Genomic DNA, 14,078 nt, shown 5'->3' on the forward strand with positions numbered 1-14,078 from the left:
GGCCCAGGCTACAGATTGCTCATCAGTTCTTTGAGGGACAGGGTCGGTTGTATCCGGATCTCTGCATCGAGGGCCGCAAAAAGTACCTCATTGTATTCCATGAGTTTGGCCTGGTTTGTTTCCTCGAAAACAAAAACCGCGTCACGCTTGCCTTCCCATAGGTGGAAATAGGCCGCTTCCGGGTTGGCAGACTCAATGAAGGCTTTTAATACCTCAGCCATCGACCCATCTGCTTTACTGTCGTTGCCCTTCTCCACAGGAATACGCACTTCCATGAATAGCCGCACAGCTACCTCCTGATCACTAAAGTTATGTAACGGGATTGTCCGTCTCCGATTAACAATAGAGTGACCATGAGCGTCCATGAGGCAACAGGGGCCAAATACGGCGCACGGCCGGGATTTCTTTCTATGATTGCTAGCGAGGCGACTCGTATCGGACGCAAACGATACTCGGCGGGACGTAGTGCTGGCTAAAGGTGTTTGTTGCCTGATAAGGGAAGCCTGATCGCAGTCGCCCACCGCTCAATAGCGCAATTGTTCGCGCATGATTGCCAGGGTTTCCCGGGCTCGGAGTAAATGAAGCGACATGGAGTACAGGGACTACTACCAGATCCTGGGCCTGGAGCGGGATGCCAGCCAGGACGAGATCAAGCGTGCCTATCGCAAACTGGCACGCAAATACCATCCGGATATCAGCAAGGAGGCCGATGCCGAGGACCGCTTCAAGGAGGTGGGCGAGGCCTATGAAGTACTGAAAGACCCGGAAAAGCGCGCAGCCTATGACCAGGTCGGCAGTGGTTATCACGCGGGCCAGGACTTCCGCCCGCCGCCCAACTGGGATGAGGGTTTTGAGTTCCACGGCGGCGGTTACACCGAAGCGGATGCGGGCGCCTTCAGTGACTTCTTCGAGAGCCTGTTCGGGCGCGGTGGCTTCAGCCACGGCTATGGCGGGGCGCGCCAGCAGCAGTTTCACGCCCGGGGCGAAAATACCTATGCCAAGATCGCCATCGACCTGGAGGACAGCTATCACGGCGGTAGTCGGCAGATAGCGCTCAAGCACTCCGAGCTGGGGCCCGACGGGCGGCCGCACCTCAAGGAGCGCAAGCTCAACGTCAAGATCCCCAGGGGAGTGACCGAGGGGCAACAGATCCGCCTCGCCGGACAGGGCGAGCCCGGCTTCGGCGAGGGCAAGCCCGGTGATCTTTACCTGGAAATCAGCTTCAACCCCCATCCCCTGTACTCGGTGGAGGGCAAGACCGTGTACCTGGACCTGCCGGTGGCGCCCTGGGAGGCGGCTCTGGGCGCGAAGGTGAAGGTACCGACCCCGGCGGGGGAGATCCAGCTGACCGTCCCCCCCAACAGTCGCGGCGGTAGCAAACTGCGGCTCAAGGGGCGCGGTATACCGGCCGCTGAACGCGGTGACCTGTATGTGGTGCTGCAGGTAGTGACCCCACCGGCCAGCAGTGAGGCAGAGAAGGAGGCGTACAGCGAGTTCAGTCGCGCCTTCAGTTTCGACCCGCGCAGTAACCTGGGCAGCTGAAAGGAGAGGGCCAATGCAAGGTGATAATCACAGGGAAATCAGCGGCGCGCTGCTCGATGAAGAGAGTGAGCTGACCCTGGGTGAGCTGTGCCGGGCCTGCGGTATTCCCGCGGAGGCAGTGCTGGCGCTGGTGGAGGAGGGGGTAATCGAGCCCCGCGGACGCGGGCGCACCCGCTGGCGCTTCAGTGGGATCTGTGTCCGTCGCGTGCGCCGGGTTTATAGTATTGAGCGCGACCTGGGGGTGAACCTGGCCGGGGCCGCGCTGGCGATCGACTTGCTGGAGGAGATCGAGCGGCTGCAGGCGCGGCTGGCGCGCCTGGAACACGGAAAGAATAAGTAGTGGGAGTTGTTTAAGCTCCCGCAACCCGGGTAATGGTCATTACCAGGTAGGCGTTATAGACCACATAGGCCAGCAGCAGGGCAGCACCCTCGAAGCGGTTGATGCGGCCCTGGCGACCACGGAAACCGTAGCCGAACACGAACAGCGCAACGGTCAGGCCCACCACCATCGGCCAGTCCCGGGACAGCACCTCCGCCGGAACGCTCGACATGGGCGCAATGACGCCGGCGATCCCCACCACCGCCAGCAGGTTGAACATATTGGAGCCCACCACGTTACCGATGGCGATATCGTGTTCGCCCTTGCGGGCGGCGACCACGGTGGCGGCCAGTTCCGGCAGCGAGGTGCCCAGGGCAACAATGGTAAGGCCGATGATCAGGTCGCTGACACCCAGTGACTCGGCGATGGTGACCGCGCCCCAGACCAGGATGCGGGAACTGATGATCAGCAGTGCCAGGCCGGCCACCACCCAGAAAATCGCCCGGCCCAGTGGCATGGCGTGTTCCTCCAGCTCCTGCGCGATCTCACCCTCGACCGCATCTCCCTTGCCAGTCAATGCGGTGAAGATGGACCAGCCGATCAGGCCGAAGAATCCCGCCAGCAGTACACCGGCCTCCCAGCGCTCCAGGTTGCCGTTCCACAGGAAGGCGCCGGTCAGGCAGCTGATGGCCAGCAGCAGCGGCAATTCCTTGCGCACGATCTTGGAGTGCACCGCCAGGGGGATCATGATCGCGGTCAGGCCCAGGATCAGGCCCGTATTGGCGATGTTGGAGCCATAGGCATTACCCAGGGCCAGGCCCGGGCTGCCATCCAGCGCCGCCATGGCGGATACCACCATTTCCGGGGCCGAGGTGCCGAAGCCGACGATGACCATACCGATCAGCAGGGGCGGCATACCGGCGTGCTGGGCGGTCGCGGCGGCGCCCTCGACAAAGCGATCGGCACTCCAGACCAGCAGGGCAAAACCGGCAATGATGGCGAGGGCGGCGAGAATCATAGGTCGTCCTTCGTGAATAGTTTCAGGCTAGCAGTCCGTCCGGCGCGGTGGAATCGGTTTAACCGGTAACGATGTTGCCAGTAGGGGCTGTGCCCGGGGCCGGGGTACCAGGCGCCGGCCCGGCGGGGGGCCGATTGTACCGGCTCCGCAGAATTGGGAAAGGGCAGGCTGGAATCAAGGCCTTGCTATTGCCCTGGACTCGATGGTCACGGGCGCTCTGCAGATGGGGGTTCCTGTCGGTTCTCATTAAAGTGCTGTTGTACTGGACAGACTTAGCGGGGGCTTCCATGAACAGGAAACTCTTACTGGGCGCCCTGGTGGGTGCCGGCATCTCGATGTTGAACAAGAAACGACGCCAGGCGCCCCAGACCCGGGCGCCGAACATCCCCCCGCCCGACTTCTCCCGGGTACCCCCGCCCACCGGCGGCAGCCTGAACAGGCCCCAGGACAGCGGCCTGGATGACATCTTTGGCCGCCACACCGGCCGGGGCAGTGAGGGCACGGTGCCAGGTGGGGCCCGACGCGGCGGCGACGTATTTGGTGGCTCCACAGCCGGGGCAGGTGCGGCCGGGGCCGGCGGGGCCACGGTATTAATGGATATCGCCCGCCGCATTTTCCAGGAGATGCAGCAGCGCGGGGGCAGCCAGGCAGCGCCCCGCGGCGGCAACCTGACCGATCTGCTGGGGCAGATCTTCGGGCGTACGAATGGCAAGTTCGGCCAGCAGGGCCCACTGGGTCCTGCGGGTGATTCCCGTGCCTGGCAGGGCGCCGGCCAGGGCGAGCTGTTTGGTTTTGCCGCGAATGACAGTGGCGCCGAGGGTGAGGAACAGGCCGAGCTGATGCTGCATGCCATGGTGGCAGCGGCCCAGGCCGATGGGCGTATCGACGAACATGAACAGCGCAATATCCTCAGTTCCCTGGAAGGACAGCTGGATCAGGATGACCTGACGGAGTTGCGAGAGTTAATGACCACACCGGTGAATATTGATCGCCTGGTAGACAGGGTCAATGACCCCGCCACGGCATTTGATATGTACCTTGTTTCCGCGATGACCATCAACGAGGACAACCCGCGCGAACATGAATACATGGATCGACTGGCAGAAAAGCTCGGTATTTCTGAGCAGGCTGCGCAGATGATTGAGCAACAGGTGCCGAAGGCTGCCTGAATCCGCTCCAGGCTCGATAAACCGATTCAACCTGAGTCGCGGCAGGTTGCCGCGACGAGATTTTGCTGGGACGAAATTGTGGGAGGTGTGCCGATGCAGTCTTTGCAAATGATGGTAAGGGTGCTGCTATTGTCGCTGTTGGCGCTCGCGCTCGCCGGGTGCGGCCCGAAACGCGACGGGCAGGAGAATCCCGGGGACGGGGTGAGCGGCCAGGTGGGCTGCTGCCAGGAGGGCCCGGATGCCTGTTCGGCCCCGGCAACAGAGTCGGCATGCCTCGAGACAGATGGCACTTTCCACCGGGGCAAAGCGTGCGATATTGATAGCGGTAAATGCGAGGACGGCCCCGGGCCCTGATCGACTACCCACACTGTTCACCTCGCCACGTTACGGATGCCGGACAACAGCACAGTGGCGCCCCGTCGGAGGGGTAGGGTTTTGCCGGCCAGTTCAGGTGCACCATTACAGTGCTGGTGGCCAGCGGGCTCATCCAGCATGACGGCGGCACGTGCTTCATCATGCTGTGGGCAGGGTAATGAGACTACTGAAATCGCCTTTCCGTGATCGCGCATTCCCAACCTGTGTCCCGGGAAGAAACGCTCTGGCCAACGATACCTAAATTCCGGGGAGGCACTTAATACCTAAGAACTAATTGACTCCACTTATTGGCTGTTTTGTACCACTTGAGGCCCTGTATTTATACGTAAGGTAAAAACTCGAGCGCAGCATTTACACTGAAAAAAAATTTATCAATAATCTGTCCCTACTATTTTCGCAGTAACCCGCTGTCGCGGTCACAGGCAGCTGAAGGGGAGCGTGGCTGAGCGATATCCTGGCCAGGATAGAGCCTATACGTATTCCCTGGTCGCCCCGGCGGCGCATGGAAACTGCTTCGTCGGCAGGGCCGGCGAAAAATTCAGGGATGCGGCTTACCTACCAGGGCCGCGATATATGCGCAGGGAGCGCGACAAGATGATTACCTCTCAAATTGCCGGTGGGCCACGGTCGTGGCCCAGCGCTGGCTGTTTTCCTTTTGTGCCCGGCTGTGCGGGTCGAGAAGAAGCTTCCCTCCTGAATACTCTGTCATCGCGATCGGGCACGTGCTGTCAAAAGGCTGCGCAATCACCAGTCGGTATAGATATTGCGTGGCTTGAATACGGTCAAGCATAACCATGAGCCCGGACACCCGGGCGCTTAACTGAATCATATGGCCCGCCCGGCCAGTAATTAAGCTGAAACAGAAAAATGAAAGAGTTTACTTACCAGGACTACCTTCCCAATGAGCAGCTGAAGACGCTGGTGCGGGAGAGCGCAGAGGACTATCGTAGTGCGCTGCCGTTTGCCCATGGGGTATACGATGATGTGTTTTCACCCGAGGTCCTGAATGCGGTACTGGAAGAATTCGAGCGTGGTCAGAAATACTGGCGTGAATTCAATTCAAAGTATGAGAAAAAATTCCAGATGAGTTCGGACCTGAGCATGGGCCCGGTAACCCGGACTTTCATCCATACGCTAAATTCGGCGCCATTCCTTGAATTTCTCGAGCAGCTGACAGGCATCCAGGGACTGATTCCCGATCCCTACCTCCATGGCGCCGGCCTGCACAAAATACCGGCCGGTGGAAAGTTGGGGGTGCATGTGGACTTCAACGGGCATCGCCGTATGAATGTCTACCGCCGTATCAACGTGCTGATTTACCTGAACAAGGACTGGCTGGAAGAGTGGGGGGGAAACTTTGAGCTGTGGTGCGCACGGGAGAAGGTTTGCAAGAAATCCATAGCCCCGATCTTCAACCGTATGGCGATTTTCTCCACCACCGCCAAGAGCTTTCATGGCCATCCACACCCGCTGAGCTGCCCGGAGGATCGCCACCGTGTTTCCCTGGCGCTGTATTACTACACTGCCGGTGAACGGGGCGAGCAGAAAAAGGACCTTCACAGCACAATTTTCCTGCGCGCCGATGGCAAGCAGGAGGAATTATCACGACAGCCAAAGGGCCTGGTCGCGAGGATCCGACGGGCATTGGTGAACAGGCTGGTCAGTAACAACGAGCAGGCCAAGCATGTCGGCTGAGAGGGCACCGGGAAAACTCGGCATTGTGGTTATCGGCCGCAATGAGGGGGAGCGCCTGAAGGCCTGCCTCGACTCCCTGGCGGCGAGTGCATATCCCATTGTCTATGTGGACTCGGGCTCGACCGATGGCAGTGCCGCGCAGGCCGCCGACATGGTCGACTCCGTCGTGCGGCTCGATCCCGCCCGGCCATTTACCGCGGCAAGGGCCCGTAACGAGGGTGCGGCACGCCTGCTCGAACGCTTTCCCGGGCTCACCCTGATCCAGTTTGTGGATGGTGACTGTGTGTTGGACCCGGCCTGGCTTGGCCGCGGGATCATGGTGCACGAGCAGAGTCCGGGCACAGCCGTGGTCTGCGGCCGCCGCCGGGAGCTCCATCCCGATGCTTCCATCTACAACCGACTCTGTGACATGGAGTGGGATACCCCCACTGGTGAGGCCGACTCCAGCGGCGGCGACTTTTTAGTGAGAGTGGCGGCATTCCGGGCAGTAGATGGGTTCAACAGCGACATGATCGCGGGAGAGGAGCCGGAGCTGTGTTACCGGCTTCGTAGTGCGGGCTGGAGGATCCAGCGAATCCCACATGAAATGACCCTGCATGACGCTGATATCAGCCGCTTCTCCCAGTTCTGGCTCCGCGCCAAGCGGGCGGGGCACGCATATGCACAGGGCGCCTACCTGCATTCCGGTGACGGCCGCGGTTTTCGCTGGCGGGAAGTCCGCAGCATCATCTTTTACAGTGCATTGCTACCGCTTGCACTACTGTTTTTGAGCCTGTTGCTGGGCCCGTTGTTACTGGCATTACTACCAGTCACTTACCTGGCCCTGGCTGTGCGTGTCTATCTTGGGCGGCGGGTGCGCAAGGAAAGCGAGACCAGGGCATCAGCAGCTATCTATGCGACCTCCGTAGTCGTGGGGAAGTTTGCACAACTGCTCGGCGTGCTGGAATTTTTCACCAGCCAGTGGGTGAAGAAACCACGTGAATTGATCGAATATAAATAGCGTATCGCGGGAAAGGAGTTCCCTGCATGATCCATCACCAGCGCACAATCGGTGCCTGTCATATCGACCGGATGACCATGGCGTCGGCGCTCGAGAAAATCGTGTCAATGAGTCGGCAGGATACCAATCAATTTGTAGTAACGCCGAATATTGATCACATGCAGCGCCTGGTGACCGGGGAGAAATGTGACCGGCTCCAGGCTGCCTATGATAGCGCCGGGCTTTCACTCTGTGACAGCCGTATCCTCGCCCATATGCTGCGCTTGAAGGGCATCGTGGTGCCCGAGGTAGTCCCCGGCAGCACGCTGACCAAAGCACTGTTTAAGGGAAAGCTAACATCCCGGGATCGTGTCCTGCTGATCGGTGGGGATGAATCAGTCTTTTCCGGCATCAGGTCTCGTTTTCCACACCTCAATCTGGCGCACTACAACCCGAGCATGGGTTTTATCCACAGGGAAGAGGAGGTGAAAACCCTGGTGCAGTTTATCCTGCGACAGAAAGCAGATTATATCTTCCTTGCGTTGGGATCCCCGCAACAGGAATTACTGGCTTACCTGTTCGCACAGGAGCCGGAATCACGAGGAGTGACTCTCTGCGTGGGCGCGTCCCTGCTTTTCCTGTCCGGCCAGCAGCAACGGGCGCCTCGCTGGCTGCAGAAACTGTCACTGGAATGGGTGCACAGGATGCTATCGAATCCGCGTCGGCTTGCGCCCCGCTACTTCAGGAATTTACTTGCGCTCCCGGCAATCTACCGCAGCATCAGGCGAGATCAACGCCAGCCTGTGGTAACGACGGAAAACTAGGCTTGTTACCCATGTTGGCAATCAAAGAAAAACCGTATGTCATCATCTCTCCCTGTCGGGATGAAGAGGAGTATCTCGAGAACACCCTACACAGCGTAATAAACCAGACTGTTCCACCTACGCTGTGGCTGATCGTCGATGATGGTTCGACAGATAGAACACCAGAAATTCTTGAGCGCTACCGGGAGAAGTACGACTTCATCCGTGTCCTCCGCCGTGATAACCGGGGCTTTCGTAATGTTGGCCCCGGAGTAGTCGATGCATTTTATGCCGGCCTGGAAGAAGTGCAGTTGGATCAATTTGATTTCATTTGCAAGCTGGACCTGGATGTTGAGTTGCCAAGCCGCTATTTCGAAACACTATTGCAGAAAATGACAGCCGACCCGCGACTCGGCTGTGCCAGTGGTAAGCCCTATAATATGCGCGATGGCCGGCTGGTAAGTGAGCGGCGTGGCGATGAAATGTCAGTCGGGATGACCAAGTTTTACCGAACCCAGTGCTTCAGGGAAATTGGCGGGATTGTCCGCGAGGTAATGTGGGATGCCATTGACTGCCATCGTGCGAGGATGCTTGGCTGGCGCGCCCGCAGCTGGGATGAGCCGGATCTCCGTTTTATTCACTTGCGGATCATGGGGTCGAGCCAGCGGGGGATACTAACCGGCAAGATGCGCCACGGTTACGGCCAGTATTTTATGGGCACTGGGTTCCTGTACCTCGCCGCTACGGCTGTCTTCAGAATCGCTGACTACCCCTTTATGGTTGGCAGCATGGCCGTACTCTGGGGTTACCTGCGGAGCTGGCTGTCGCGTAAACCCCGGTTCCCCGACCGTGAATTTATTGATTACCTGCGTGCATTCCAGCTTTATTCACTGGTGGCTGGTAAGCGGCGGGCGATCGAAAAGTATGAAGCTGCAGGGCTTGAGCGCTGGAAGTCGGCGCGACGGGAGAATAACGTCCAGGTTTCCGGCGGGGCACCTGCCAATGCCTGATCCTGTACTTGCCTACATCGCACCGGAGATTCCCGGCCTTTCCAGTACTTTTGTTTACAAGGAAATCTTTATCCTTGAAGACCTTGGATTGAAAGTCGAACCATTTTCCATTCATGCCCCGATGGCGACTACGGGAGATAGCCGGCAGGAGGCGTTGGCGAGACGTACAACCAGGGTCTATGGCCAGGGAAAAGCGAAGCTTTTCCGTAGCCACCTGTATTTTTGTTTCAGGAATCCGCTCAGGTACTGGCGTCTGGCTACGACTGTGGTCACAGATGCAATATCGGTGTTGCCTGACCTGAAAACAGCTATCGGCCTTTGTTACAGGGGAGTCATCGCCCCCTGCCTTGCGCGAGAGCTGTCAAGGCGAAAGGTCGATCACTGTCACGTACATTTTGCACACGTGAGCACCGATGTTGCGATGTACTCAAGCCTACTGTCCGGTATCCCATTCTCTGTAACCGCCCATGCCAATGACCTGTTCCAGCGTGGCTACCTGCTGCCCCGGAAGGCCAGGCGTGCTGCGTTCATAAGTACCATTTCCCGGTTTAACATTGGCTGGCTACAGGACAAAGGAATACCCGCTGATAAGCTACGGCTGGTTCGTTGTGGCGTGGACAGCCGGGAGTTCAGCGCGCGGCAGTACCGGGATCAGCACGAAGTATTCCGCTTCGGTTTTCTTGCTCGCCTGGTGGAGAAGAAGGGCCTCAATATATTACTGGACGCCTGCCTGTTGCTTAAGCAGCGTGGGATAAAGTTCAAGCTGGAAGTGGCGGGCGATGGGCCACTGTGGGACAAACTGCAGAGCCAGGTATCTGCGTTGGGTCTGCAAGCGGAAGTCAGCTTCCTGGGGGCAATCGCCAACACAGAGGTCAGGGCATGGTTGGAGCAGATTGATTGTTTCGTGCTGCCATGCTGTCGCGACAGTGCCGGGGATATGGATGGCATCCCGGTGGCACTGATGGAAGCCATGCTCACTGGTATACCGGTGATATCCACGTCTGTCTCGGGAATCCCCGAGTTGGTCATCGACGGTGAGACAGGCCAGGTGGCGGATCCAACCCCGGACTCTATGGCCAAATGTATGCATTCGTTGATTGGGGTGGAGCCGGAAGAACTCGTGGCGCGGGTAGCCAGGGCCCAAAAGCTGGTGGCCGGCGAATTTGATATCCACCGAAATACCCTGCACCTGCTTGAGGAAATCAAACAATCCCTGGCAGATAAGGCCTCTGGCAACACCGCGCGAGCCGGCCTGAAGGCAACCTGATGATGCCCAACGCAATAGCACAACTGGCATTACTGTTGTGGCCGGCATTGGCGGCGGTGCTTTATGCGCGCCTCAGTGCGCTGACCGCTACTTTTATCACGATCGTTGGTGGTTACCTGTTCCTGCCGGTTAAAGTCGAGTTTGACCTGCCGCTGCTTCCACCCCTGGACCAGGAAAGCATCCCGGTAATCTGCGCAGCAATCGGTTGTCTTGTCGCCCGGGGGACCGGCTTTATCGGTATACCGGTGCGGGGACTGGAACGCATCATTGTAATCGTGCTACTCCTTTCGCCGGTCGCCACGGTAATGACCAATGGGGAACCTTATTTTGACGGGGAGATCTTCATTCGGGGGCTGGCTATCAAAGATAGCCTGACGGCGATTGCCGAGACCTACCTGATGCTGTTGCCGTTTGTCCTGGGCCTGGCATTGGTAAAAACAGACGAAGACCTGATAAAGGTATTCCGTCTGCTGGTTTTCTTTGGATTGGCCTATACACCATTGGTGCTTTATGAAGCTCGTATGAGCCCGCAATTGCATACCATGGTTTATGGGTTTTTCCCCCACAGTTTTGCCCAGCAGGTACGCTTTGGCGGCTTTAGGCCAGTCGTTTTTGTCGGTCACGGCCTGTTGTTGGCTCTCTTTTTTACTGTGCCTTTTCTTGCATCGGCAGTCTTGTCCCGGGCCCGCCAGCGGATTACGGCACTGCCCAACGTGCTGGTGACTCTTTACCTTGCATTGATCCTGGTTGTCTGCAAGTCGGTTGCCGCATGGTTGATCGGTTTTATCGGATTCTGCTCCATAATGTTGATGCCGCAGTTCCTGACCAGGCTGCTGATCCGATTGATCTGTGTCACTGTCATCGCCTATCCCCTGCTTTGTATTATGGACCTCTTCCCCCATCAGGAATTCGTCGAGTTCGCCGCACTATTTGGCGAGGGCAGGGCGCAATCGCTTGATTTCCGCTTTTATCACGAGGAGCGGTTGCTGGAGCATGCGCGGGAAAAGATATTGCTGGGATGGGGCGCTTGGGGACGCAACCGGCTTTCGGACTCCGTTACCGATGGCTTCTGGATTATCCAGCTGGGTTGCTACGGCTTAGTCATGTTTGCCGGGCTTTTTGGCCTGATGTCATGTAGTGTTTTTCGCGCGCTGGGAGTAGCCGGAAAGAGCTCGGGGAATGATCGTCGTGCTTTATACACCGGTGCTGCACTGGTGGCGGCACTTATGATGATGAACCAGTTGCCCAATAGCTCATTGTACTCCTGGCTCTGGTTCCTGTTCGGTTGTATCGGGGGGGTATCCTACAACCGGGTATGGGTGGTTGGTCACCGCGAGCGACAGGTGCCGGGAACTGCGCCTGCTGGCTGTAGCCAGCAGGGAGCCCTCCAGTTGTAGGGGGGCAGGATGTTTACCCGGGCTGGCAGTTGCTGCCAGCCCGGATGGGAGATCTATCCAGTTCAGTCGGTGCCGGGAGCCAGGGGAATGGGATAGTCTTGCTGGATCGGTGTCCCGCAGTCAGTAATATCAGTGAAGATGCTGTCATCGTCCTGCAGCGGCGACCCATCCGGGGGGGTGCTATTGAGGCGGCACTCGGCGTTCACCGGGTTGAATTCGTTGCCGATTGCGACGATGTTGACACCACCGAGGCGTAACTGGGCCTGGTTCTGGTCGACCTGGTCCAGAAGGTACTCGTTATTGAAATAGCCTGAATAGAAATGACCGCCACTGAACTCCGTAAAGGAAGCTGAATCATGCTCAGGGTCCATTTCGGTATCATTGAAAATGCTGTCAAAGACAAAGTTGAAGTGCGGCGTGAAGTGATTGGAAAATGACTTGGGCCGAATATAGTTGGCCGGGTCACTGAAGTCTTCGGGGTTCTTGTTGATATCAACCTCATTGCCTGCGGCAGACTGGCGCAGTGTGAGTCGATGCTTGCCGCCCACGCCACCTATGTGGTTTCCGCGGAACCACACGTTCGATACCACCAGGCCCCAGGCACCCTGGAACCGCGCATTGTGCTCGATGGCTGTGCGGTTATCCACACCGGCTATACCACCATTGATCATCAGGCAGTTGTTCATACAGCCAATATTCACGTTGGGCAGGTTGTCCGGGTGTGCACGCTGGATGGAATCGGTGAAGAAGATTCCATAGGAAAGCGGCACCAGGTCGCAATCGAGTTCATCGGGGTTATTAATGCAGTAATTGGTTGAATCACCGAAAGCAAACAGGCCGGGAAATTCACCACTGCCAGACCAGTCCAGGTCCAGGTCGTGCATGGTCACCAGCGTGGCAGACGTGCCGGTGATCGCGCTGCCAACCTTAAGCCCGGTGACGGTGTTGCCATAGGCCCACCCCTGGGTGATATGACCCTGGTCGTTCCTGGTGAGCATTGGGTATCCGCGGGCCTGGGTTGTACGTGGCACATCCAGGCAGCGATTGACCACACCGACTTGCACCACAGGTACAACAGGGCGTGAACCCTCCCCGTAGCGATCAATAGTGACATCGCGCTCCTGGTAACCGATGCAGATGTCCCCGAAACGTTCACCGGCGTGTAGCAGCACCCGCTTGCCGCTGTATTCGCCCGCCTGCGGCACAGAAGTCTTCCGTTCAGCGCCCTGTGGACAGCCCGCGAAATCACTCGAGGGTGATACGCAAATCACATCACTGGTCGCGTAGAAGTTTTCCTGCGCGTGAATCTGGATAGTGACGAAATCGTCTGAGTAGACTCCGTCAGGTGTCTGGACCCTGACTCCCACCCGATACTCGCAGACTCCATCCTGGTATTTGCTGCTCTCTGGTGTGCAGGCAAATGTATGCAGCGCCCGGGGTGACGGACCGACCTGGCTGTTGCGGCTGTTGCCCGTTGTCGCAAAGTTGCCCGAGTCGGGGTCGTCGAAGCTGAAGTGATATCGAAACCACTGGCCACTGGCACAGGCATCTGCATCGCTTCCACCGCTGAGGTCAGTACAGGCGGTGTCGGTGGAGTCCTGTGCAGAAAAATAAACTGTTTCCGGGGATATACCCACTGTCCGGGTCAGGGAGCGAAGGCGCGCGGTTACATCATCTGACTGGAGACCACCGTCACCTACCAGGACCGTGCGTTGGCGGGTAGTCTCGATCCCTGCGGAATCCTTGACCGAGTAGCGGACCCAGTATTCACCTGAAGTACTGGTATCGACATTTGAAGTCTGCGAAAGCAGGTTGGTAAGATCCCCGTCCTCTTTATCCTCCGCCATGGCACCTTCATCCTGGTAATCGGTGCCTACCGGAACCACGACCCTCTTGCTGCCCTTGAGTGTTATTGTCGGCGCAGTATTGTCCTCTACCACTACGTCGCGATTTGCCCTGGCAGTGGCGCCGGCGGAGTCCACCACGGTGTAGACCACGGTATAGGTGCCGGGTGCATACTCATCGATATCGTCGCCTTCGGTGGCGACCTGGTCACTGATGTCTCCGTCTTCTTCATCGACGGCAGAGAACCCCGGCTCCTCATAAGGGGTCCCATATGCCAGCGTCACCCGTGAACCTCCGGCAAGCGAAATAGTCGGAGGGGAATTACCACTGCCGGAATCGGGTGGCGGTGCCACAGTTGTTGGTTTTTCGGAAGAATCATCCCCGCCCGACCCCCCGCCACCACAAGCACTGATAGAAGTGATCAACAGCAAGAGAATCGAACGCCTGAACATCATGAATACCTGGAGTTTTATGAAATGGAAATTACAGGAGGCCGTTCCGTGGTGTCACCCATCCAGAACATCTCACTGAAAAAGAATCTTAATAAGCACGGGCAGTTTCAACCGAACTTTTGACCCTGCACCAAACAAGTTCAAAAACAGCAGCACAGGCCAGGTTGAAACATCGTTTTGGGTGTCATTCTGACTTGAAGCTCTCTA

Annotated in this window: 13 protein-coding genes; 10 read left to right on the top strand and 3 right to left on the bottom strand. The window is 57.9% G+C overall.

Going from position 1 to position 14,078, the window contains the following annotated elements:
* Positions 1–8: 8 nt before the first annotated feature.
* The gene (locus LVD10_RS06070) at positions 9–275 is read right to left on the bottom strand and encodes a hypothetical protein (RefSeq protein ID WP_232940464.1); all 267 of its coding nucleotides are present in this window, start codon (positions 273–275) and stop codon (positions 9–11) included.
* 313 nt (positions 276–588) lie between these two features.
* Here LVD10_RS06070 and LVD10_RS06075 point away from each other — a divergent pair, with 313 nt between their 5' ends.
* Positions 589–1,542, top strand: coding sequence for a DnaJ C-terminal domain-containing protein (locus LVD10_RS06075; RefSeq protein ID WP_237062416.1), 954 nt, complete (start codon positions 589–591; stop codon positions 1,540–1,542).
* Between the two features lie 13 nt (positions 1,543–1,555).
* On the top strand, positions 1,556–1,882 hold the full coding sequence (locus LVD10_RS06080) for a chaperone modulator CbpM (protein WP_232940466.1): 327 nt from the start codon (positions 1,556–1,558) through the stop codon (positions 1,880–1,882).
* 10 nt (positions 1,883–1,892) lie between these two features.
* Here LVD10_RS06080 and LVD10_RS06085 read toward each other — a convergent pair whose 3' ends face one another.
* On the bottom strand, positions 1,893–2,879 hold the full coding sequence (locus LVD10_RS06085; RefSeq protein WP_232940467.1) for a calcium/sodium antiporter: 987 nt from the start codon (positions 2,877–2,879) through the stop codon (positions 1,893–1,895).
* A gap of 287 nt (positions 2,880–3,166) precedes the next feature.
* On the opposite strand from LVD10_RS06085, the gene LVD10_RS06090 reads away from it, so the two are divergent.
* From LVD10_RS06090 to LVD10_RS06125, 8 genes are all read left to right on the top strand, one after another.
* Positions 3,167–4,048: a DUF533 domain-containing protein gene (locus LVD10_RS06090; protein ID WP_232940468.1), complete on the top strand. Its 882-nt coding sequence runs from the start codon at positions 3,167–3,169 to the stop codon at positions 4,046–4,048.
* A 93-nt stretch (positions 4,049–4,141) separates the two neighbouring features.
* The gene (locus LVD10_RS06095; RefSeq protein ID WP_232940469.1) at positions 4,142–4,402 is read left to right on the top strand and encodes a hypothetical protein; all 261 of its coding nucleotides are present in this window, start codon (positions 4,142–4,144) and stop codon (positions 4,400–4,402) included.
* A gap of 888 nt (positions 4,403–5,290) precedes the next feature.
* Positions 5,291–6,118, top strand: coding sequence for a 2OG-Fe(II) oxygenase (locus tag LVD10_RS06100; RefSeq protein ID WP_237062418.1), 828 nt, complete (start codon positions 5,291–5,293; stop codon positions 6,116–6,118).
* On the top strand, positions 6,108–7,118 hold the full coding sequence (locus LVD10_RS06105; RefSeq protein WP_237062421.1) for a glycosyltransferase family 2 protein: 1,011 nt from the start codon (positions 6,108–6,110) through the stop codon (positions 7,116–7,118). The genes LVD10_RS06100 and LVD10_RS06105 overlap by 11 nt, the downstream gene beginning before the upstream one ends.
* A 26-nt stretch (positions 7,119–7,144) precedes the next feature.
* Entirely contained in the window at positions 7,145–7,921 is a 777-nt protein-coding gene (locus LVD10_RS06110; RefSeq protein ID WP_237062423.1) for a WecB/TagA/CpsF family glycosyltransferase, read from the top strand.
* Positions 7,922–7,932: 11 nt separating this feature from the next.
* A complete protein-coding gene (locus LVD10_RS06115) occupies positions 7,933–8,910 on the top strand; it encodes a glycosyltransferase family 2 protein (protein WP_237062425.1) in 978 nt (325 codons plus the stop codon).
* Positions 8,903–10,177 (top strand): glycosyltransferase family 4 protein, encoded by a 1,275-nt coding sequence (locus tag LVD10_RS06120; protein WP_237062427.1) that lies wholly within the window; start codon positions 8,903–8,905, stop codon positions 10,175–10,177. Before LVD10_RS06115 ends, LVD10_RS06120 begins: the two co-directional genes overlap by 8 nt.
* Positions 10,177–11,574, top strand: coding sequence for a hypothetical protein (locus LVD10_RS06125; RefSeq protein ID WP_237062429.1), 1,398 nt, complete (start codon positions 10,177–10,179; stop codon positions 11,572–11,574). The genes LVD10_RS06120 and LVD10_RS06125 overlap by 1 nt, the downstream gene beginning before the upstream one ends.
* Before the next feature lie 62 nt (positions 11,575–11,636).
* Here the strand turns inward: LVD10_RS06125 and LVD10_RS06130 are convergent, their stop codons facing one another.
* Positions 11,637–13,874: a DUF5011 domain-containing protein gene (locus LVD10_RS06130; protein ID WP_369413273.1), complete on the bottom strand. Its 2,238-nt coding sequence runs from the start codon at positions 13,872–13,874 to the stop codon at positions 11,637–11,639.
* Between the last annotated feature and the right edge of the window lie 204 nt (positions 13,875–14,078).

Source organism: Microbulbifer zhoushanensis, assembly GCF_021729055.1.
GTDB lineage: Bacteria > Pseudomonadota > Gammaproteobacteria > Pseudomonadales > Cellvibrionaceae > Microbulbifer > Microbulbifer zhoushanensis.